At 69.3% G+C, this 21,765-nt stretch carries 18 protein-coding genes; 9 read left to right on the top strand and 9 right to left on the bottom strand.

From position 1 onward, the window contains the following. Positions 1-42: 42 nt before the first annotated feature. Positions 43-2,511: a DNA gyrase/topoisomerase IV subunit A gene (locus EV141_RS11320; protein WP_130486076.1), complete on the bottom strand. Its 2,469-nt coding sequence runs from the start codon at positions 2,509-2,511 to the stop codon at positions 43-45. Between the two features lie 12 nt (positions 2,512-2,523). Here EV141_RS11320 and EV141_RS11315 point away from each other — a divergent pair, with 12 nt between their 5' ends. After that, positions 2,524-3,648, top strand: coding sequence for an alkaline phosphatase family protein (locus EV141_RS11315; RefSeq protein ID WP_311768257.1), 1,125 nt, complete (start codon positions 2,524-2,526; stop codon positions 3,646-3,648). A 52-nt stretch (positions 3,649-3,700) separates the two neighbouring features. Here the strand turns inward: EV141_RS11315 and sepH are convergent, their stop codons facing one another. Continuing rightward, on the bottom strand, positions 3,701-4,789 hold the full coding sequence (gene sepH, locus EV141_RS11310) for a septation protein SepH (RefSeq protein WP_157985553.1): 1,089 nt from the start codon (positions 4,787-4,789) through the stop codon (positions 3,701-3,703). Between the two features lie 201 nt (positions 4,790-4,990). On the opposite strand from sepH, the gene EV141_RS11305 reads away from it, so the two are divergent. Then, on the top strand, positions 4,991-5,278 hold the full coding sequence (locus EV141_RS11305) for a DUF4193 domain-containing protein (protein WP_130486073.1): 288 nt from the start codon (positions 4,991-4,993) through the stop codon (positions 5,276-5,278). 18 nt (positions 5,279-5,296) lie between these two features. Here EV141_RS11305 and EV141_RS11300 read toward each other — a convergent pair whose 3' ends face one another. Continuing rightward, on the bottom strand, positions 5,297-5,743 hold the full coding sequence (locus tag EV141_RS11300; RefSeq protein WP_130486072.1) for a DUF3093 domain-containing protein: 447 nt from the start codon (positions 5,741-5,743) through the stop codon (positions 5,297-5,299). Between the two features lie 32 nt (positions 5,744-5,775). Here EV141_RS11300 and dut point away from each other — a divergent pair, with 32 nt between their 5' ends. The 5 genes from dut to dxs all read left to right on the top strand — a co-directional run bounded on the left by dut (position 5,776) and on the right by dxs (position 12,613). Further along, positions 5,776-6,237: a dUTP diphosphatase gene (gene dut / locus EV141_RS11295; RefSeq protein WP_130486071.1), complete on the top strand. Its 462-nt coding sequence runs from the start codon at positions 5,776-5,778 to the stop codon at positions 6,235-6,237. Positions 6,238-6,248: 11 nt separating this feature from the next. Further along, positions 6,249-6,878, top strand: coding sequence for a DUF3710 domain-containing protein (locus EV141_RS11290; protein ID WP_130486162.1), 630 nt, complete (start codon positions 6,249-6,251; stop codon positions 6,876-6,878). Next, a complete protein-coding gene (locus tag EV141_RS11285) occupies positions 6,875-7,615 on the top strand; it encodes a DUF3159 domain-containing protein (protein ID WP_130486070.1) in 741 nt (246 codons plus the stop codon). Before EV141_RS11290 ends, EV141_RS11285 begins: the two co-directional genes overlap by 4 nt. 96 nt (positions 7,616-7,711) lie before the next feature. Further along, positions 7,712-10,525, top strand: coding sequence for an aconitate hydratase AcnA (gene acnA / locus EV141_RS11280; RefSeq protein ID WP_130486069.1), 2,814 nt, complete (start codon positions 7,712-7,714; stop codon positions 10,523-10,525). Between the two features lie 141 nt (positions 10,526-10,666). Further along, positions 10,667-12,613 (top strand): 1-deoxy-D-xylulose-5-phosphate synthase, encoded by a 1,947-nt coding sequence (gene dxs / locus EV141_RS11275; RefSeq protein ID WP_130486068.1) that lies wholly within the window; start codon positions 10,667-10,669, stop codon positions 12,611-12,613. A 4-nt stretch (positions 12,614-12,617) separates the two neighbouring features. Here the strand turns inward: dxs and EV141_RS11270 are convergent, their stop codons facing one another. The 5 genes from EV141_RS11270 to EV141_RS11250 all read right to left on the bottom strand — a co-directional run bounded on the left by EV141_RS11270 (position 12,618) and on the right by EV141_RS11250 (position 18,625). Further along, entirely contained in the window at positions 12,618-13,229 is a 612-nt protein-coding gene (locus tag EV141_RS11270) for a dihydrofolate reductase family protein (protein WP_130486067.1), read from the bottom strand. Between the two features lie 95 nt (positions 13,230-13,324). Further along, positions 13,325-15,487, bottom strand: coding sequence for a 3-hydroxyacyl-CoA dehydrogenase NAD-binding domain-containing protein (locus tag EV141_RS11265; protein WP_130486066.1), 2,163 nt, complete (start codon positions 15,485-15,487; stop codon positions 13,325-13,327). 2 nt (positions 15,488-15,489) lie between these two features. After that, on the bottom strand, positions 15,490-16,689 hold the full coding sequence (locus EV141_RS11260; protein WP_130486065.1) for a thiolase family protein: 1,200 nt from the start codon (positions 16,687-16,689) through the stop codon (positions 15,490-15,492). Between the two features lie 78 nt (positions 16,690-16,767). Then, positions 16,768-18,042 carry an HRDC domain-containing protein gene (locus EV141_RS11255; protein WP_130486064.1) on the bottom strand — a complete coding sequence of 425 codons (1,275 nt, stop codon included), beginning with the start codon at positions 18,040-18,042 and terminating at the stop codon, positions 16,768-16,770. Next, positions 18,035-18,625: a DUF3000 domain-containing protein gene (locus tag EV141_RS11250; protein WP_130486063.1), complete on the bottom strand. Its 591-nt coding sequence runs from the start codon at positions 18,623-18,625 to the stop codon at positions 18,035-18,037. The genes EV141_RS11255 and EV141_RS11250 overlap by 8 nt, the downstream gene beginning before the upstream one ends. A 35-nt stretch (positions 18,626-18,660) precedes the next feature. Here EV141_RS11250 and EV141_RS11245 point away from each other — a divergent pair, with 35 nt between their 5' ends. Beyond that, on the top strand, positions 18,661-19,863 hold the full coding sequence (locus tag EV141_RS11245) for an alpha/beta hydrolase family protein (protein WP_130486062.1): 1,203 nt from the start codon (positions 18,661-18,663) through the stop codon (positions 19,861-19,863). A gap of 38 nt (positions 19,864-19,901) precedes the next feature. On the opposite strand, the gene EV141_RS11240 is transcribed toward EV141_RS11245, so the two are convergent. After that, positions 19,902-20,624, bottom strand: coding sequence for a dihydrofolate reductase family protein (locus EV141_RS11240; RefSeq protein WP_130486061.1), 723 nt, complete (start codon positions 20,622-20,624; stop codon positions 19,902-19,904). Positions 20,625-20,722: 98 nt separating this feature from the next. Between EV141_RS11240 and zapE the strand changes: the two genes are divergently transcribed. Next, positions 20,723-21,694, top strand: coding sequence for a cell division protein ZapE (zapE, locus tag EV141_RS11235; protein ID WP_130486161.1), 972 nt, complete (start codon positions 20,723-20,725; stop codon positions 21,692-21,694). Positions 21,695-21,765: the final 71 nt, after the last annotated feature.

Raw genomic sequence — 21,765 nt, 5'->3', positions numbered from 1 at the left:
AGGCCGCGTCGCCGGAGGCCGACCGTCCGCCTCCGTGGCGGGCTAACGGGCGCGCGTGCCGATCGTCTCGATCGCCGAGTCGAGGGGCGTGCCCGAGCCATCGCGCTTCGCCCCGCCATCGGGCAGCGTGCGGGGCTTCCCGTCGGCCGCGACCGCGACCGGGTCGACCCCGACATAGGCGACGCGCAGTGAGTCTTCGCCCTTGAGGAAGGCGTGCGCGCGCACGCCGCCCGTTGCGCGGCCCTTCGCGGGGAACTCGGTGAACAGCGAGCGCTTCGCCCGTCCCGGTTCGATTCCCGCGAGAGCGGCACTCGAGCCCGACACGGTCACGACCTCAACGTTCTCGCTCGCGTCGACAACCGAGAAGGCGATGACGGTGGCCCCTGCTGCCAGCTTGATGCCGGCCATTCCGCCGGCGGGCGCACCCTGGGGGCGCACGAGTTCGGCCGAGAATCGCAACAGCTGAGCGTCAGAGGTGACGAAAACCAGCTCGCCCGCATCGGGCGCAAGCGCGGCACCGACCACGACATCCCCGTCTTTCAGGCCGATGACCTCGCCCTCCGAGCGGTTCGGGTAGCTGCCTGGCGAGAGGCGCTTGACGACGCCCCCGCGCGTTCCCAGGGCGAGCGGCGTCTCGGCCGCCGGGTCGACGATCGTCACGATGCGCTCGCGCGGGTCGGTCAGGCCGACGTACTCGGCCAGGGGCACGCCGGCCGCCAGCTGCACCGACGTGGCCGGAACCGCGGGCAAGGCGTCGGGGCTGAAACGCACGAAGCGACCGCGGTCGGTGATTGCGACGAGCTCACCGCGCACCGTCGTGATGGCGGATGCGCGAATCGCGTCGTGCGCGACGCGCCGCTCCGTTGACGGCGCGACGAGCGCATCTTCGTCGCCGAGATCGACGCGCAGCGCGCGACCGGTCGTTGACAGCAGCACCCGACAGGGCGTGTCGGCCATTTCGAGCGAGGCGGCGGCCTGCGCGCGAGCGCGAGAGGGGGGCGCGGTCGGCATGCCCTCGGTCAAGAGCGTGCGGCGCGGCGTGCCGAGGCGGGCAGCGGCGTCATCGAGTTCGTCGCCCACAAGCGCCCGCACGCGCGCGGGGTCAGCGAGAATCGCCTCGAGTTCGGCGATCTCGGCGCGCAACTGGTCACGCTCGGCCTCGAGTTCGATGCGGCTGAAGCGCGTGAGTCGGCGCAAGCGCAGTTCGAGGATGTACTCGCTCTGCACCTGGCTGAGGTCGAAGATCTCGATGAGTCGCGTGCGCGCCTGCTCGGCGTCGTCGGAGGTGCGGATGACCTGGATAACCTCGTCAATGTCGAGGATCGCGACCAGCAGACCCTCCACGAGGTGCAGGCGCTCGCGTCGACGATCGAGACGGTACCGGCTGCGGCGCGTCACCACCTCGGTGCGGTGCTCGAGGTACACCCGCAGCAGTTCGACGAGCCCGAGCGTCTGGGGGCGCCCGTCGACAAGCGCCACCGCGTTGATCGAGAAGCCGTCTTCGAGCGGGGTGTAGCGGTAGAGCTGCTCGAGCACCGCGTTCGGGTCGAAGCCGTTCTTGATGCCGATGACGAGCCGGAGGCCGTTCTTGCGGTCGGTGAGGTCGGTGACATCCGAGATGCCCTGCAGCTTCTTCGACTGCACGCCGTCTTTGATCTTCTCGATAACCCGCTCGGGGCCGACGAGGTAGGGCAGCTCGGTGATCACGAGTCCGCGCTTGCGCGCCGTGACCTGCTCGACGCTGACCGTCGCGCGGGTGGTGAAGCGCCCGCGACCGGTCGCGTACGCCTCCTTGATGCCGTCGAGACCGAGGATGCGCCCGCCGGTGGGCAGGTCGGGCCCCGGAACGAAGGTCATCAGTTCGTCGAGCGTCGCGTCGGGCTTGTCGAGCAGGTATCGCGCGGCGGCGGCAACCTCGATCAGGTTGTGCGGCGCCATGTTCGTCGCCATGCCGACGGCGATGCCGCTGGCGCCGTTGACGAGCAGGTTGGGGAATGCCGCGGGCAACACGTCGGGCTGCGTTAGTTGGTTGTCGTAGTTCGGCACGAAGTCGACGACGTCCTCGTCGAGGCCCTCGACCATGGCGAGTGCCGAGGCGCGCAGCCTCGCCTCGGTGTAGCGCGACGCCGCGGGCCCGTCGTCGAGCGAGCCGAAGTTGCCGTGCCCATCGACGAACGGCACGCGCATGGTGAAGTCTTGGGCGAGGCGGACGAGCGCGTCGTAAATGGCCCCATCGCCGTGGGGGTGCAGCTTGCCCATGACCTCGCCGACGACGCGGGCCGACTTGACGTGCCCGCGGTCGGGGCGCAGGCCCATTTCGCTCATCATGTAGAGAATGCGGCGCTGGACGGGCTTCAGCCCATCTCGCGCGTCGGGCAGTGCCCGCGAGTAGATGACCGAGTACGCGTACTCGAGAAACGACCCCTGCATCTCATCGGCGAGATCGACATCGTCGATGCGCTCGGTCGGTGCGGGGGCGTCGGGCAGGCGGGGGGCGGGAGGGGGAGTCATAGGATGGCGCCCATGCTACCGGCGGCACCGTTCGCGTCCCCGTCACTCGGCGACGTGTTGGCGAGCGCGTTTGCCGCGGTCTGCGGCGACGACTCTGCGCTTGCCCTGCCTCCCGTGCGCTCGGCCGCTGTCGTGCTGGTCGATGGTCTCGGAACGCAGCCGCTGACCGCCCGCAGCGGGCACGCGCGCCACCTCGTGTCGGCGCTTCCTGGCCGCCGTGGTGTGATTCGTGCCCCGTTCCCGACGACCACCGCCGCAGCGCTCGCGACACTGACGACGGGGCGGGCCGCGGGGGAACACGGGCTCGTGGGCTACTCCGCCCACGACGTCGCGAATTCTCGGGCGCTCAATCTGCTGACGGGCTGGGACGCGCAGGCCGATCCCGAACGGTGGCAGGCCGAGCAGACTCTGTTTGAGCGCGCAGCTGAGCGTGGCGTTGAGCCCATCGTGGTCGCTTCGCGCGAGTACGCCACTTCGGGATTCACCCGGGCGACCCTGCGCGGCGCGCGCTTCATCCCCTCCGACACCATTGCCGAGCGCCTGGCCATCACGCGCGCCCTTCTCGCCGAGGATGCCCCGCGCCTCGTGTACACGTACATCCCCGAGCTCGACAAGGCCGGGCACCGCTACGGCGTCAGCTCAGACGCCTGGACCCACCGCCTCGAAGAACTCGACGCGGCGTTGCGGGAGCCGATCGCGCCCGCCGGAACCGGCGCGCTGCTCACGGCTGATCACGGGATGCTCGATGTGGCCCCGCACGCCCGTCGCGTCATCGCCGCGAACGACGAGCTGTGGCGTGGCGTGCGTCTCGTCGCGGGTGAGCCGCGCTGTCTGCAGCTCGTCGCGGAGACGCCGGCCGACGTGGATGCGATCGCCGAGCGCTGGCGCGCCCGTGAGGGCGGCCGGGCGTGGGTCGCCACCCGCGCTGAGGCGATCGAGGCCGGGTGGTTCGGCCCCGTCGCTCCGCACATCGTTGAGCGCATTGGTGACGTGCTCGTGGCGGCGCGTGCGGCGGTTGCGTACTACGACGCGCGCACCGCGACCGAGCACGCGCTCGCGATGGTCGGCCAGCACGGATCGTTCTCTGACGCAGAGACGCGCATCCCGCTCGCCCGCTTCGGGGCGTTCGCACTCTGACGGGTGCCGCGAGAACGACGCGGCGCCGCATCATTGCGCGGCCGAGTTGTTGCTACGCGGGGTCGTCGTCGGGGCGCGCCCCAAACACGATCTCATCCCAGCTCGGCATGGCCGCGCGACCGCGCTTGGCCGACGGTCGCGCGGGAGCGTCGGGCGATGCTGCCGACGGGGCCGACTCGGTGGTTCGCGGTTCGGCGGGTTCAGCGAGGTCCCCGTCCATGCCGATCAGGGTGGGGGCGTCTGCGGTGTCGCTCATGTCGGCGCGGGGGGCATCGAGGGGAACGTCGATGACGCGGATGGACCCGGTGGACGGATGCGCGGCGCGCGCGGCATCGCGATCGTCACGCGGCGCGGGCTCCCGCTCTCCCCGACGGCGGCGCAGCGCTTCGAGCAGATCGGCCGTCTGACCCATCCCCGTCGGTGCCCCGTCATCGGGGTCGGTGCGCACGCCCATGCGTGAGGGGCCGGGGCCCTGCACGGCGGCCTCGCTCAGGTGAAAGGCTCCGGAATCGAATCGCCCGGTGGGAGTGTCGTCGTCGGCCGGGTCGCTCGTAACGGCCCGCAGCCGGGGGAGCGCGGTGGCCGGGCCGTCGCCCTGCTGCGACAGCGACTGCGCTTCGTGGTTCGCGGGCGAGAGGGTCGACTTCTTGGGGTCGAAGTTCCACAGCGCCGAGCGCTCGGTGTCGCCGTCGAGGAAGGCCACCCGCACGCTCCACAGAACGTCGGTCTTCCAACTCGACCACACGATCTCGGTTGCGCCGAGCTCGTCGAGGCGTTGGTCGATGACGCCACCAAAGGTGTGGGCTGCGACGCCGGACTCCGTATCGGCGGCGACGGCGACGGGCACGCTACGGGCGGCCGTCACCACGTACTCGCGCTCGGCGAGCACGGGGCCCTCGAAACGCCGGACGTACTCGAGTGCCTCGCCGGTCGCGGCAACGACCTCGGCCGCCGACTTGCCGGCGCGAATCTGCGCCTGAATCTCTCGTGGGCTGACGCGGTGCGCCGCAGGCTGAGCCGGTCGGTTCTGGCGGATCGCCGTGTGCAGGGCTTCGGTGATCGGCACGCGGTAGCGGGTGCCGTCGTCGCCGACGACGACGAGTGCGCCATTCTCGGCGCCGATGACGGTCAGTTCTTCCATAGCCTTGTCTCCCGACTGCGCGGATGCTGCGCACAGCATGCCACGGGCATCCGCGCCACCCCGGGAATAGACCGGGCGCGCCGGAAGTTACGACCGCCGAACGCCCCGTGATGCGAACCCCGTTTGCGTTTCACGGTTGCGTCCTGCAAACTGTCGCCGCCGACCGCGGCCCCCGGCGAAAAACACGAGAGTGGATGAGGCATGGCAACCGACTACGACGCACCGCGCAAGACGGACGACGACACCGATTCGATCCAGGCCTTGCAAGAGCGGGTTCCCGACAAGATGTCGGGTGTCGTTGACGTTGACGACGCCGACAACCCCGGCTTTGAACTCGCGGGTCAAGACCTGGCCGACCTCGACCTCGACGTGGTCGTTCTTCCGCCCCAGGCCGACGAGTTCACCTGTGTGAGCTGCTTCCTCGTGAAGCACCGCTCGCAGCTCGACCACCAAGAGAAGCTCGGCCCGATCTGCGCTGAGTGCGCCTAGACGCCTGAGCGTTTCTCGCTAGACCGAGGCCTTCGCCGCTGACAGGGCGGCAACGAGCTCGTCGGGCCGGCGCGTCGACACGAGCCAATACGGCGTCGGGTCGTCCGGGTCGGTGATCTCCACGCGCACGACCGGGCCGACGTCGCCGCGCAGCAGAAGCCAGGCCCGCGCGTCGAGGCGTACCCCGCGCTCGGCGCGCGCCTCCTCGCCGGACGCGCCGCGAGCATCCCCCGTCAGCTCAACGGGGATCCGCGCCCGGCCGGCAGTCAGTGTGCCGTCCGCAATGCGAATGGTCGGCGCCGAGCCGATGAGCAGCCCGAGCGCACCGGCGACGAGCACAGCCGCGGTCACAACGCCCGCGAGCAGATCGATCGCCGCAAAAATCAGCAGCGTCGCCGGCACGATGAGCAGGACGATCGGATACCACCAGAGGGCGGGCCAGAGGCGCTCGCGGAACAGCTCCATGGCTCTATTCGACCATGCATTAGCCTTCAGAAGTGCCCGACGTCGAGATCCTGATCACCGGTGACAGCATCCCCCAGATCGCGCATCCCGGCGATGCCGGTGCCGACCTGATCGCCGCTGAGCGGGCGGTGCTCGCCCCCGGTGAGCGGGTCACGATCGGAACCGGTGTCGCCATCGCGCTCCCCGCGGGCTACGCCGCATTCGTGCTTCCGCGCAGCGGCCTCGCGGCGCGCCACGGCATCACCGTCGTGAACGCGCCCGGCACGGTCGATGCGGGCTACCGCGGCGAGATCCGCGTCACCCTCCTCAATACGGATGCGCGCGAGAGCTACACCATCGAGCGCGGCGACCGCATTGCCCAGCTCGTCATTCAGCGCGTCGAGCGCCCCGTGTTTGTGCCGGTGTCGACCCTTCCGGGCTCGCACCGCGGGGAGGCGGGCTTTGGGTCGAGCGGCTACCGTAGTGACCCGGCGTCGAATGAAGGAGCTTTGTGACTGACACCGCGATGACCGACGGGCCGCTGCCCGACGATGCAAAGTCGGCCCCGGCCGACCGCGCCGAGAACGGCCCCTTTGACGAGTCGGAGGCGAATGCCGTTCGGCCATACGTCGACCTCGGAGCCATCAAGCTCGTGCCGCGTCCCGAGCTGCAGCTGCGGCTCGAGGTTGAAGAGTCGACGAAGCGCGTGATCGCCGTCGGAATCGACTACCAGGGGTCGACCCTGCAGGTGCAGGCGTTCGCGGCCCCCCGGTCGTCGGGGCTCTGGCACGAGGTGCGTCGTCAGATTGTGGACCAGATCCGCACTCAAGGCGGTGAGATCACCGAGCGTGACGGCGTGTTTGGCCCCGAGGTCGTCGCGCAGATTCCCGTGCAGACCGACGGACAGGCCTCGACGCGCATCGCCCGTTTCATCGGTGTAGACGGCCCGCGGTGGTTCCTCCGCGGTGTGATCGCTGGTCAGGGCGCCGTCGACGCTACGGCGGCTGAGGCGATTGACGACGTATTCCGCAGCATCGTCGTGGTGCGCGGATCGACGCCGATGCCCCCGCGCGATCTGATTCCTCTGCAGGTGCCCGCGGGCGCTCAGGCGGCGGCGGGCGCGTCCGCCGGGCCGACGCCCCCCGCATCCTCATGACCCACACGCCCGACGACGCGACGGCGCGTCGCGAGACGGACCCGGCGGCGCCGGCCGAGGCGCCGTCGCCGGATGTTCAGGCCGCGCTCGCCGAGGCGGCTCGCCGCTCTGGCTTTGGCCGCGTCGAACCGGGGGAGCGCCCCACCCCGCAGGCCCTCTGGGGTGCCGTCGGCGGTGTGCGCGGGCTCATCGAGTCGTTGCTGCCCGGGTTTCTGTTCCTCGTCGTCTTCACGATCACGCAAGAGGTCGCTCCGTCGGTGCTCGTGCCTCTCGCTATCGCGGTCGTCTTCGTGCTGGTCCGGGCTCTCACCCGCACTCCGGTGGCCCCCGCGATCATCGGGCTCGTCGGCATCGCGCTCTCTGCGGGGCTTGCGCTCTTCACGGGGCGCGCGGAGGAGAACTTCGTGCTGGGGTTCGTCATCAACAGCGTGTGGCTCGCAGCGCTTCTGATGAGCCTGATCGTGCGGCGTCCGCTGCTGGGTGTCATCACGTCTCTGCTGACCGGCGACAAAGAGTGGCGCAGCGACCCCGCAAAACGCAGCGTTCTCACGCTCACGACGTGGCTGTGGGTGGGGCTGTTCACCCTGCGACTCGGGGTTCAGCTTCCGTTCTACCTGGCGGAGAATGTCACTGCGCTCGCAGCCTCGCGGCTCATCATGGGCCTGCCGCTGTATGCCGCCGTGCTGTGGGTGACGTGGCTCATGATTCGCGCCGTGTACGCCCGCTCTCGGGCGTGACCAAGTGCTAGCATCAAGTATCTCGACATCAAGATAAATCGACACCGGCGATTGTTTCGACGCACCCCGTCGATCATCCGGGAAAGGAAGGACGTCGTGTCCCAGGTCAACTCTTTCTCCGCGAAGGACACGCTGAAGGTCGGTGACGCCGAGTACGAGGTCTTCCGCATCGACGCGGTCCCCGGCTACGACAAGCTCCCCTTCAGCCTCAAGGTTCTGCTCGAAAACCTGCTCCGCACGGAGGACGGCAAGAACGTCACCGCCGAGCAGATTCGAGTGCTCGGGTCGTGGCAGGCATCCGCCGAGCCGGACACCGAGATTCAGTTCACCCCGGCACGCGTCGTCATGCAGGACTTCACCGGCGTGCCCTGCATCGTCGACCTCGCCACGATGCGCGAGGCCGTCGCCGAGTTGGGCGGCGACCCGAAGAAGATCAACCCGCTCGCTCCCGCCGAACTCGTCATCGACCACTCGGTCATCGCCGACCTCTTCGGCACCGCGAACGCGCTCGAGCGCAACGTCGAAATCGAGTACGAGCGCAACGGTGAGCGCTACCAGTTCCTCCGCTGGGGCCAGACGGCATTCGACGACTTCAAGGTCGTGCCGCCCGGCACCGGCATCGTGCACCAGGTGAACATTGAGCACCTCGCAAAGGTGACGTACACGCGCACCGTTGACGGCGTGCTGCGCGCCTACCCCGACACCTGCGTCGGCACCGACTCGCACACGACGATGGTCAACGGCCTCGGCGTGCTCGGCTGGGGCGTCGGCGGCATCGAGGCCGAGGCCGCCATGCTCGGCCAGCCCGTGTCGATGCTGATTCCGAAGGTCGTGGGCTTCAAGCTGTCTGGCTCGATCCCCGCGGGCGTCACCGCCACCGACGTCGTGCTCACGATCACCGACATGCTGCGCAAGCACGGTGTCGTCGGCAAGTTCGTGGAGTTCTACGGCGAGGGTGTGGCGCAGGTGCCGCTCGCCAACCGCGCGACGATCGGCAACATGAGCCCCGAGTTCGGCTCGACCGCCGCCATGTTCCCCATCGACGACGTCACGCTTGACTACCTCCGCCTGACCGGCCGCTCGGCCGAGCAGGTCGCCCTCGTCGAGGCGTACTCGAAGCTGCAGCACCTGTGGCACGACCCGAGCATCGAGCCTGCGTTCAGCGAGTACATGGAACTCGACCTGTCGACCGTTGTGCCGTCCATTGCCGGCCCGCGCCGCCCTCAGGACCGCATCGTGCTGACCGAGGCGAAGCAGGCGTTCGAGTCGGCGCTCGTCGACTACACGAGCCACGACCACTCCATGGTCGACGCCGCAGTGGAGGGCACGTTCCCGGCCTCCGACCCCGTGGGCTTCACCCCGCAGGATGAGGACACGGCACACGAGTTGTCGCACCGTCACCGTTCGCACGCGCCGACCACCGCGTCGAAGCCTGTCGACGTCACGGTGGGGGACGCCGAGTTCACGATCGACCACGGCGCCGTCACGATCGCGGCCATCACCTCGTGCACGAACACCTCGAACCCGTCGGTCATGCTCGCCGCCGGCCTCCTTGCCCGCAACGCGGCGAAGAAGGGCTTGAAGGCGAAGCCGTGGGTCAAGACGACCCTCGCCCCGGGCTCGAAGGTCGTCACCGACTACTACGAGAAGGCTGGCCTCACCGACGACCTCGAGGCCCTCGGCTTCTACACGGTCGGTTACGGCTGCACGACGTGCATCGGTAACTCGGGCCCGCTCGCTGACGAGATCTCGGAGGCGATCAATACCAACGATCTCGCCGTGACCGCCGTGCTCTCGGGAAACCGCAACTTCGAGGGGCGCATCAACCCCGACGTGAAGATGAACTACCTCGCGAGCCCGCCGCTCGTCATCGCCTACGCTCTTGCCGGGTCGATGAACTTCGATTTCGAAACGGATGCGCTCGGTCAAGACGGCGACGGAAACGACGTCTACCTGCGCGACATCTGGCCCGACGCCGATGAGGTGCAGAAGACGATCGACTCGTCGATCGACACGGCCATGTTCGACAAGCAGTACGCCTCGGTGTTCGACGGTGACGAGCGCTGGCGTTCGCTGCCGACCCCGTCGGGCGCGACCTTCGAGTGGGACGCCGAGTCAACCTACGTGCGCAAGCCCCCGTACTTCGAGGGCCTCACGCTCGAGCCGGCACCCGTCGTTGACATCTCGGGAGCCCGCGTGCTCGCGAAGCTCGGCGACTCGGTGACGACCGACCACATCAGCCCCGCTGGGTCGATCAAGGCTGACACTCCCGCCGGTCGCTACCTGACCGAGCACGGCGTCGAGCGTAAAGACTTCAACTCGTACGGATCGCGCCGCGGCAACCACGAGGTCATGATTCGCGGAACCTTCGCGAACATCCGCCTCAAGAATCAGCTGCTGGATGGTGTCGAGGGTGGCTACACCCGCGACTTCACGACCGCCGACGGCGCCCAGTCGTTCATCTACGACGCGAGCGAGAACTACGCGGCAGCGGGCACGCCGCTCGTGGTCTTCGCGGGCAAAGAGTACGGTTCGGGTTCGAGCCGTGACTGGGCGGCCAAGGGCACGAGCCTGCTCGGCGTGCGCGCCGTCATCGCCGAGAGCTTCGAGCGCATTCACCGCTCGAACCTCATCGGAATGGGCGTTGTGCCGCTGCAGTTCCCGGCGGGCGAAACGGCCGACAGCCTCGGACTCGACGGCACGGAGGAGATCGCGATCTCGGGAATCACCGAACTGAACGAGGGCCGCACGCCCCGCACGGTTCGCGTGGTGGCTACGCCGACCGCGCACTCGCCGGAGGGCAAGCAGACCGTTGAGTTTGACGCGGTTGTGCGGATCGACACCCCCGGTGAAGCCGACTACTACCGCAACGGCGGCATCCTGCAGTACGTGCTGCGCAGCCTCGTCTAGGCCAGCGCGCTCGCCACACAGCCCGGCCCCTCACCGCGAGGGGCCGGGCTGTGTGGCGTATCGGAAACCTTCCAGAGAACGATCAGGAAACGGGATGCCGTGTGCGGCCGATCCTCCGGCGCGACCCCGTATCGTGAAGGGATGGAGCTACTTCCGACGATCCGCGAGCCGCGCGACCTGGATGCGCTGAGTGCCACCCAGCTCGAGCAGCTTGCCGACGAGATTCGCCGCTTTCTGGTCACCGAAGTTTCGAAGACCGGCGGTCACCTCGGGCCGAACCTCGGCGTCGTCGAACTGACGCTCGGTATCCACCGCGTCTTCGACTCACCTCGCGACGCGATCGTGTTCGACACCGGCCACCAGTCGTACGTACACAAGCTGTTGACGGGCCGCCAAGACTTCTCGGGGCTGCGCCAGAAGGGCGGGCTCGCCGGGTATCCGCAACGCTCCGAGTCGCCGCACGACATCGTCGAGAGTTCGCACGCCTCCAGCTCGCTGAGCTGGGCCGATGGCATCTCGCGCGCCTACGAGATGACCGGCCAGGGTGACCGCCACGTCGTCGCCGTCGTGGGTGACGGCGCGCTGACGGGCGGCATGACCTGGGAGGCGCTCAACAACATCACTGACGACAACAGTCGCAACCTCGTCATCATCGTGAACGACAACGGGCGTTCCTATGCGCCCACGATCGGCGGCATGGCGCGCTTCCTTTCAGGCGTGCGCACGCGCCGCTCGTACCGCACATTCCGTCGGCGCACGGAAGCGATGTTCGACCATCTGGGCGCCCCGGGTCGGGCCTTCTACCGCGGCGTGCGCGGCGGACTACACGGCTTCCTGTCCCGCTTCACCAACAACGAGGCGCTGTACTCGAACCTCGACATCAAGTACGTCGGCCCGATCGACGGCCACGACATTCGCGACGTTGAGCGCGCCCTGCGCCAGGCGAAAGAGTACGAAGCGCCCGTGATCGTGCACGCGATCACTCAGAAGGGCAAGGGCTACGAGCCGGCCCTCGCCGACGTTGCCGACCAGTTCCACGCGGTGGGCCAGATTGACCCCGAGACCGGTGAGTCGGTCGAGACGTCGAGCGCCCACTCGTGGACGAGCGTGTTCGCCGACGAGTTGGTGCGTCTTGCCGACCGCGACGAGCGACTCGTGGGCATCACGGCGGCCATGCTGCGTCCGACGGGTCTGCACAAGCTTGCCGAGAAGCACCCGCACCGCGTCTTTGACGTCGGTATCGCCGAGCAGCACGCCGTCGCCTCGGCGGCGGGCCTCGCGTACGGCGGGCTGCACCCCGTCGTCGCTGTGTACGCCACATTCATCAACCGCGCCTTTGATCAGGTGCTGATGGATGTTGCCCTCCACAAGGCGGGGGTCACCTTTGTGCTCGACCGCGCCGGCGTGACCGGCCCCGACGGGGCGAGCCACCATGGCGTCTGGGATCTCGCGATTCTGCAGGTGGTTCCGGGTATCCGCCTCGCGGCGCCGCGGGATGCGACGCGACTGCGTGAGGAACTCGCCGAGGCGGTTCAGGTTCAGGACGCGCCGACGGTGATCCGCTTCTCCAAAGGCAGCGTCGGCACCGAGTTCGATGCCGTTCGCCGCACCGACGACGGGGTCGACGTGTTGCGGGAGGCTCCCCACAAGGATGTGCTCATTGTGACGGTCGGCCCGATGGCCAAACTGGGCCTCGAGGTCGCCGATCGTCTGGCCGATCAGGGCATTGGCGCAACCGTCGTCGACCCGCGCTGGGTGGTGCCGGTGGCGGGCGGCATCATCGATCTCGCTCGCGATCACCGCATCGTTGTCTCGATTGAGGACGGCGTGCGCGTCGGCGGAATCGGCACGCGCATCCGGCAGGATCTGCGGGCGGCCGGCGTCGACACGGCCGTCGACGAGCTGGGCCTGCCCGACGAATTTCTTGAGCACGCGACGCGTGCCGAGATTCTCGAGCGCGTGGGCCTCACGGCTCAAGCCATCGCTCGTGACCTGGTTGCCCAGGTGCTCGGCACGCGAATCCCTGTTGCTCGGCCGCTGCCCGCCGAGCAGGGAGCGTCCGTCGACGAGGACGAGCGCGCCCGCTAAGGCGTCAGCGGCGGGATGCGGCGTCGTCTCGCGTGTCGCCCGACGCCACACCGGCGTCGGTCACTGCGCGGTACGCGAGCTCGATCGGCCCGCCGTCGAAGGCGGTCGTTCCGGTGAGCTGCCAGCGCCGAGCAGGGCCGGCGTGGGGCAGCAGGGGGGCGCCGTCGCCGAGTGTGATGGGCATGACCGTGACTCTGAGCTCATCGAGTTCGCCGTGCTCGGCGAACTGCGCCGCAGTCTGCCCGCCGCCGACAACCCAGACTGAGCGGTCGCCAGCGGCCGCCCGAGCGGCACGAGCGACCGCCGGCACATCGGTGGCGGTGATGACGCCCTCGGCGCCGCCCATCGGGGGCAGGGTGCTGTGCGTCAGTACCCAGCACGGGAGCCCGGGGTACGGCCACGCCTCACCCGCCGCGGCGAGCCAGCGATACGTCGATGCGCCCATGATGATCGCGCCGACACCCGCGAAAAACTCGTCGTAGTGCTGCTGGAAGGTGTCGAAGCCGAACTGCAGGAGCCAGTCGAGTGCGTCATCGCGGTCGGCCACAAAGCCGTCAAGACTCTGCGCGACGTAATACACGAGGGGAGCAGCGGGGGCGGGCACGTGATCAGGCATGGTCGGAAGAGTAGCGGCGGCCACCGACACACGAAACGGCCCCCGGCCCCTCGCAGCGAGAGGGGCCGGGGGCCGCGGTTCGGGCGGGGCGAGTGCTAGCTCGCACCCGCGATACGCGGGCTGTGGAAAGTGCCGCCAAACGCGCGATCTGAGGCGCCAACCCGGTCGAGGAACGGCGTCGCGCCGCCCATCTGGAAGGGCCAACCGGCTCCGAGGATCATGCAGAGGTCGATGTCCTCAGGCGCCTCCACGACCTGATCTTCCAGCATGCGGTGGATCTCGTCCGCGAGACCGTCTTCCAGGCGGCGGGTGAGCTCCGCGACGGTGTACGGCCGCGCATCCGCCGGGCGGTGCTTGTCGACGATCGCGATGGCCTTCTTATCGATGCCCTTGGCCTGACCCTTGCTGTCCTTCTCGAGCAGCACGCCGGCTTCAGCGAGCTCGTGCAAAGCCTTCGACTCGAAGAAGCGGTCGGGGAAGGCGCCGTGGTGCGTGTCGAGCACGTGGGCGCCCACCTTCAGCCCCACAAGGTCGAGCAGCACGAACGGATCCATCGGCAGGCCGAAGTGCTTCTGTGCGGCCACCACGTCGTCGAACGGGGTGCCCTGCTCGACGGCGTGCATCGCCTCGCCCAGCAGCTTCGCCAGGATGCGGTTCACCACGAATCCGGGAGTGTCGGCCGTGATCACGGCGTTCTTTCGCAGCTTTGCCGCGGTCGCCATCGCCGTGGCGAGGGACGCCTCGTCGGTGTGCGGCGTCTTCACGACCTCGATGAGCGGCATGACCGCGACCGGGTTGAAGAAGTGGAAGCCGACAACCCGCTCGGGGTGCGCGAGCTTCGCGCCGATCTGCTCGACCGAGAGCGAGGAGGTGTTCGTCGCGAGGATCGTCTCGGGCGAGATGATGCCCTCCATCTCGGCGAACAGGTCCTGCTTGATCGTGAGCTCTTCGAACACCGCCTCGATGACCCAGTCGCAGTCGGCGAAGTCGTTCTTATCGACCGTTCCCGTGACGAGTGCCCGCAGTTGGTTCGCCTCGTCGGCGTCGAGGCGTCCCTTCTGTTCGAGTTCGGTGATCTCGCCGCGGATGTACTCGAGGCCCTTGTCGACGCGCGCCTGGTCGAGGTCAGTGATGATGACCGGCACCTTGAGGCGACGCACGAACAGCAGCGCGAACTGGCTCGCCATGAGACCCGCGCCGAGCACGCCCACCTTGGTGACCGGCTTGGCGAGCGCCTTGTCGGGGGCACCTGCGGGACGCTTCGCGCGCTTCTGCACGAGGTTGAACGCGTAGATCGACGCGGCGAACTGGTCGCCCGAGACGAGGTCAGCGAGCGCCTCGTCTTCGGCGGCGAAGCCCGTCGCCTTGTCGCTCGACTTGGCGGCCTTCAGCAGGTCGAGGGCGGCATACGGCGACTTCGCGACGGTGCCGATGCGCTTCTCGAGCATCTTGCGCGCGATGCCGATCGCCGCATCCCACTTCACCGCGCGCTCGAGCTTGCCGGGGGCGTTCGGGCGCTTGACCGTCGTCTTTCCCGTGATGACGCCGTCAGCCCAGCGGATCGAGTCTTCGAGGAAGTTCGCCGGCGAGAACATCACGTCGGCGATTCCGAGCTCGAGTGCCTGGGCCGGCTTCAGCGTGCGGTTGTTCTTGAGCGGGTTCTCGACGACGACCTTGAGCGCGTTCTCGATGCCGATGAGGTTCGGCAGCAGCCACGCGCCGCCCCAACCGGGGATGATGCCGAGGAACACCTCGGGAAGGGCGAGCGCCGCGGCACTCGAGTCGAGCGTGCGGTAGTCGCAGTTCAGGGCAACCTCAACGCCGCCGCCGAGGGCGAGGCCGTTGATGAAGCAGAACGACGGCACGCCGGTCTCGCCCAGCTTGCCGAGGGCGTAGTGGCCGAGCTGCGCCATCTTGAGCCCCGCGTCGCGGTTCGGGAGGTCACCGACCTTCGACAGGTCGGCGCCCGCGGCGAGGATGAACGGCTTCCCCGTGATCGCAACAGCCTGGATCTCACCAGCGGATGCGCGAGCGGTCAGCTCATCGAGGACCCCAGCGAGCTCAAGCAGCCCCTGCGGGCCGAGCGTGCTCGGTCGGGTGTGGTCGCGCCCATTGTCGAGCGTGATGAGGGCGAGGGTGCCACCACTCGGCAGCGCGACGTCGCGCACGTACGAGTGGGTGACGACCTCGTCGTCGGAGAGGGCGAGCAGTGAGTCGAACTGCTCGCGGCGGTACTGGCTGACAGCGCTCTTCGCCACGGTCACTTCTTCTTTCCGTCGTAGTGGGGGTTCTCCCAGATGACCGAGCCGCCCTGGCCGAGGCCGACGCACATGGCCGTCAGGCCGTAGCGAACCTCGGGGTGCAGCTCGAACTGGCGCGCGAGCTGAATCATGAGACGCACACCGGAGCTCGCGAGCGGGTGGCCGAACGCGATCGCGCCGCCCCACTGGTTGACGCGGGGGTCGTCGTCGTCGATGCCGAAGTGGTCGAGCAAGCTCAGCACCTGAACCGCGAAGGCCTCGTTCAGCTCGAACAGGCCGATGTCGTCGATCGTGAGCCCGGCCTTCTTCAGCGCCTTCTCGGTCGACGGGATCGGGCCGATGCCCATGACCTCGGGCTGTACGCCGGCGAACGCGAAGCTCACGAGGCGCATCTTCGTGCTGAGGCCGAGCTCACGCGCGGCGTCGGCGCTAGCCAGCAGGCTGACGGACGCGCCGTCGGTGAGCGGCGAGGCGTTGCCCGCCGTGACCCGGCCGTGGGGGCGGAAGGGGGTGCGCAGGGTGGCAAGACCTTCCATGGTCGTCTCGGGGCGGAGGCCCTCGTCGTGGGTGGCGAGCCCCCAGCCCTCGCCGCTGCGGATCGCGACGGGCACGAGGTCGGGCTGAATGTGGCCGGCCTCGTAGGCCGCCGCCACCTTCTGCTGGCTGCGCATGCCGAAGCGGTCGCTGCGCTCCTTCGTCAGCTGCGGGAAACGGTCGTGCAGGCGCTCGGCTGTGATGCCCATATTGAGGGCGTCGGGGCTCACGAGCTTCTCGGCCAGGAAGCGCGGGTTCGGGTCGGCGTTACCGCCCATGGGGTGACGACCCATGTGCTCGACGCCACCAGCGATGGCGACGTCGTACGCGCCAAACGCGATCGATCCGGCAACGGCCGTGACGGCGGTCATGGCGCCGGCACACATGCGGTCGATGGCGTAGCCGGGAACGCTCAGCGGCAGCCCGGCAAGAATCGCGGCGGTCCGCCCCAGGGTGAGCCCCTGGTCGCCCTCCTGCGTAGTCGCGGCGACCGCGACCTCATCGATGCGCTCTTTCGGCAGGTTCGGGTTGCGCTCGAGCATCCCGATCATCGCCTTGACGATCAGATCGTCGGCTCGGGTGTTCCAGTACATGCCCTTTTCGCCGGCTCGTCCAAATGGGGTGCGTACCCCATCGACGAAGACGACATCGGCTCGTTCGGCCACGGTGCCTCCCAGTTCGGTAACAGGTGTGCGCCCAGCCTAGGAACGGCGGTCGAACAGCGGGGGACCGACTGGGTGAACCTACGAAGCGGTGTCCGCGTCCTCGTCGGGCGCTTGGGCAGCATCCACAAAAGCATCGGCGATTATTAGTGCCGTTGCGTCAATCTGCCACGGGCGCGCCCCGCCCGCCTCGAGCGCGGCCGCGATCGTCGCCTCGCTGACCGTGCGCGGCGGCTGCCAGGCGATGCGCCGCAGCGTGTCGGGCGTCAGCAGGTTTTCCAGGGGAACCTCGAGGTCGTCGGCCACGAGCTGGAGCCGCTCGCGCGCTGCGCGTAGTCGGCGGTCGGCTTCGGGGTTCCGATCGCTCCACGACCGCGGCGGCGGAATCGTCGCTTCCTCGCGCACGCGCACGGCGGGGAGGTCGTCGGTGGCGAGACCCTCCTGGATCGCCGCCCACCACCGGTCGAGTTGCGAACGCGAGGCCCGCCCGTGAAAGCTCGACAACTGAGCGAGTTCGCGCTTTGAGGTGGGGGTTGCCTTGGCGGCCGCCACAATCGACGCGTCGGGGACGAGACGACCGGGGGCGATGTCGATTTCCCGCGCGTAGGCGTCGCGCGCGAGCCACAGGGCCCGGGCGACGGCGAGGGCGCGCTGGCCGCGCACGGCGTGCAGGCCAGACAGGCGGCGCCAGGGCTCAGAGCGCGGCTCGGGCGCGGGCCGCTCCAGCACGGCGCGGAACTCTTGCTCGGCGGCAGCGAGCTTGCCCGCCGCCTCAAGGCGGTCGTGGATGCGGTCGCGCACGTCAACGAGGAGTTCGACGTCGAGCGCGGCGTAGGTCAACCACGATTCCGGGAGCGGGCGCGTCGACCAGTCGGCCGCCGAGTGCTCCTTCTTCAGGTGCAGCCCGAGGGTCTCTTCCACCACGGCGGCGAGCCCGACCCGGGGGAGACCCGCGAGCCTCGCGCCGAGTTCGGTGTCGAAGATGCTCGGCGGCTCAAGGCCCACCTCGCGAAGGCACGCGAGGTCTTGGCTTGCCGCGTGCAGCACCCATTCGGCGTCGCCAATCGCGTCCTGAAGCTCGGAGAAGGAGTCGATGGCGGGGGGATCGAAGAGGAAGGTTCCCGCGCCTCGGCGGAACACCTGGATCAGGTACGCGCGCTGCGAGTAGCGGAATCCGCTCGCACGCTCGGCGTCGACCGCGACCGGGCCGGTGCCCGCCGCGAGCCGGCGCACCGCATCCAGATAATCGTCTCGCGTGTCGATGACGCGCGGTTTTTCGGCGGGCGCCGCCGTGGGCAGCGGCGTTGCTTCGTCAGGCGCGGCAGCGGTGTCGCGGTCAGTGTCGCGGTCAGGCACGGGCCCTCCTGCGCGGGGTGATGGGTGTGACCCCCTCGGCAGTCGGCGGATACCCGGCCAGCATGCACAGCAGTTCGGTCCAGCCCTCGACGTGCGGGGCGAGGTCGTCGTCGAGCGGGCTCCACGAGGCGCGCAGCTCGATTTGGGCGCCCGAGCCCTGGGGGGCCAGGCTGCCGAAGCCGGTTGACAGGGTCTTCGTCGCCGTGCCGCTTTCGGCCGTGAAACTCGCCGCGCGGACGGCCAGCCCATCCATGAGCCATGACCACGCCACCTCGGCGACGAGCGGGTCGACGCCGATGTCGTGCTCGAGCGGTGCCTGCGCGAAACAGATGATGCGCACCGCGCCCTCCCAGCCCTCGGGCTCGTCGGGGTCGAACAGCACGATGAGGCGGCCCGTGCCCAGGTCAGAGTCGTCGGCGTGCCGGGCGGGGTCGACGTCGGCGGCGAGTGCGTAGGCGAACGGGGCGAGGCCCGTGGGCGCAGGAATCTCGCTCACCACGAGTTCGTCGCGCGGTCGAGCGTGGGCGATCGATGCGACCAGTGCATCGAATCGCGCGTCGGGGGAGACGGAGGGCGCGACCACGCCTTGAGGCTAGGGCGAGTTGATACGGTCGGCGCGTGAGACTCGCCGCACGGCACGACCCCGGCCCGCGGGGCCGCGATTCCTCGCGGGCTGTGCGGATGCTCGGATCCGTCGCACTCGCATCGGGCGTCCTCGTCGCCACGGCCGCCGTCGCTGCCGCGGGTGTCGCGGTGCGCGCGGCGCGGAGCGTCGTGACGCCGCCGGGGGAGCGCCCGGAGGAAGTGATCCTGCACAGCGTGGATCGCGCATCCGGAACCGTGACGGTGTCGTTGACCCCGGAAACGGCACTGGCCGGTCGCTACAGCCTGTGGTTCGACCGCGGGCGCGGCCACGCGCGTGTCGGCACGATCCTCGCGCGAGGTGCCGGCACCGTCACGCGTCGTCTCGAGTCGGTGCAGCGCGGCGACATTGTGACAGCGCTGCGTGGCCGCTGGGGTGCGTGGTACTACCTCACCCCCGCCGATCTCGACGTGCCGTTCGAGGACGTCGATGTTGAGACCGAGCTGGGCCCCGCCCCCGCTTGGTTCGTGCCCGCCGGGCACGAACGCGACTGGGTGATTCAGGTGCACGGCCGCGGCGTCACGCGGGCGGAAGGTTTGCGTGCCGTGCCGATCGCTCGGGCAACTGGCTGGTCAAGCCTGCTCATCAGCTATCGCAACGACGGCGATGCGCCTGCGTCACCCGACGGGCGCTACGGACTCGGCGATGACGAGTGGCGCGACGTGGCCGCCGCGATCCGCTTCGCGCGGGGCCGCGGCGCCGAGCGCATCGTGCTGATGGGGTGGTCGATGGGTGGGGCCAGCGTGCTGCAGACCGTGCTGCGGGCCCCGGAGGCCGCCGCTCTCGACGGTGTGATCCTGGAGTCTGCCGCCGTGCACTGGCGGGCGATTCTCGCGCACCAGGCCGCGCGGCGACGTCTGCCGGCTGCCGTGCAGTCACTCGCGTTCGGCCTGCTGTCGCACCCGATCGGCGTGCGCCTCACCGGCCGCGGGGCGCCGATCGACCTGAACAGGCTCGACGCGGTCGCGCGCGCGGCGGAACTCGGCGTGCCCCTGCTCGTGCTGCACAGCGACGCCGACCCGGACGTGCCGATTGAGCCCGTGCTGCGGCTTGTCGCCGCCGCACCGCCCCGCACGGTGCGACTCGAGCGCTTCGCGGATGCGGGGCACACGCGGCTCTGGAACATCGACCCGCGACGCTTCGACCGCGCGATCGGCGGGTGGCTGCGCGAGCTCTGAGCGTTCAGCAACGCTGGGGGCTCAGCAACCCTGCGGGCTCAGCGCCCCGCCGGCCGCCAGCGCCCGTAGCTGAAGCCCGCGTCGTCGACGAGCAGTTGACGGGGCTCGAGGTGCGTTAGCGGTCGATCGCCCTCGCCCAAGAGGGGCTGGGCTCCGCCGAGAGCGGGCGCGGTCGTGAGGCAGTACTCGTCGATGAGCGCGGCGTCGACGAACTGCGCCGCAAGCGTCGGGCCACCCTCGCAAACGAGGTGCGCGTAGCCGCGGCGACGCAAAATGCCGACCACCGCATCCACCGTCGGTCGACCGGCGTCATCGCCGGTGACCGTGACGATTTCATGCGGGATGCGCGTCAGCGCTGCGCGTGCCCGTTCCGCGCCGTCGGGGGTCGTCATGATGATCAGTGGCGAACCGTCGTCGGACTCGCGCAGCCGGTGCCCGTCGAGGGTGCCTGTGGCCGTCACCACGACAAGCGCCGCCCCCGGGGGTCGGCCGACCGACTCGCGGCGCACCGTGCCCGCGCCGACGATGACCGCGTCGGCGTGACCGCGAACCGCCTGCAATACGCGCCGGTCGACAGGGGAGCTCACTGAGTCGGACACCCCGTCGCCCCCGGCCGCGCGCCCGTCGAGGGTGGCGATCATCATGAGCCGCATCGACGCGTCGCCGTGCGGCCGGTACCACTCGGCAAGCTGCTCGCGACCCTCGTTCGTGTCGAGCGCGATCGGCCCTTCGGTCGTGGGCAGCACCCGGCGCAGCAGCATGCCGACACGCTAATAGAATTGGGGTCTCCCCGCCGCCTGACGAACGAGACTCGGTGCCCCTCTCCACTCAGCTCAGCCTGTGCGATCGTCGACCCGGAATGGGGCCAGACGAACTGATCGGCCACCTCGCGCCGCCGCCGCAGTTCGAGACGGCAAGCCTCGAGTCGTACGTGCCGGATGCCGCGTACCCGAGTCAGCAGGCGGCGGTTGATGCCGTGCGCCTCTTCGTCGACGGTGCCCCCGCGGCGAAGGGCGGCGGGCTGTTTCGCCGGAAGCCAGCCGCCCCCGCCGCGAAGCCCGGCATCTACCTCGACGGCGGCTTCGGCGTCGGGAAGACGCACCTGCTCGCCTCGCTCTGGCACCGCACGCGCGGTCGCAAGTACTTCGGCACCTTCATCGAGTACACGGCGATCGTTGGGGCGCTCGGCTATCGGGAAGCGGTCGCCCACTTCCGGGGTGCCCAGCTCATCGCGATCGACGAGTTCGAGCTCGACGACCCGGGCGACACCATGGTGATGTCGCGGCTGCTCGGTGAACTGGTGGCGAGCGGGTCCCGCATCGCGGCGACGTCGAACACCCCGCCGCACGCGCTCGGCGAGGGGCGCTTCGCCGCGCAAGACTTTCTGCGCGAGATTCACGCCCTGGCCGACCGATTCCTCACCGTTCGCATTGACGGGGTCGACTACCGCAAGCGCGACATCGAGGGAACCGCGGTCACGGTCGACGACGCTGACCTTGCGCGCACCATCGAGGGCGTCGCGGGCTCGGTCACGCTGGATGCGTTCGACGACGTGTTGCGGCACCTTGCCACCGTTCACCCGTCGCGCTACGTCGGGCTCATCGAGGGGCTTTCGGCCGTGGCCGTGACCGGCGTCCGCACGTTGGATAACCAGACGGATGCGCTGCGCCTCGTCGCGCTCGTTGACCGCCTGTACGACGCGCAGGTTCGCATTATTGCGACCGGTGTGCCCCTCGACCGCGTGTTCGGCGACGAGATGCTCGCGGGCGGATATCGGAAGAAGTACCTGCGCGCGGTCTCGCGAATGATCGCGCTCACCTCAATGTCGTGACGCGACGTGTTCCGGTTATTCCCTGACTGGACTGCGGATTTCCTGAATGTCAGCGGAGCGCGAGCCTGTAG

This window comes from Microcella putealis, from assembly GCF_004216575.1.
GTDB classification, from domain to species: Bacteria; Actinomycetota; Actinomycetes; order Actinomycetales; family Microbacteriaceae; genus Microcella; species Microcella putealis.
The sequence above is the reverse complement of the archived record's forward strand: the minus strand, read 5'-3'. Positions and strand labels throughout refer to the sequence as shown.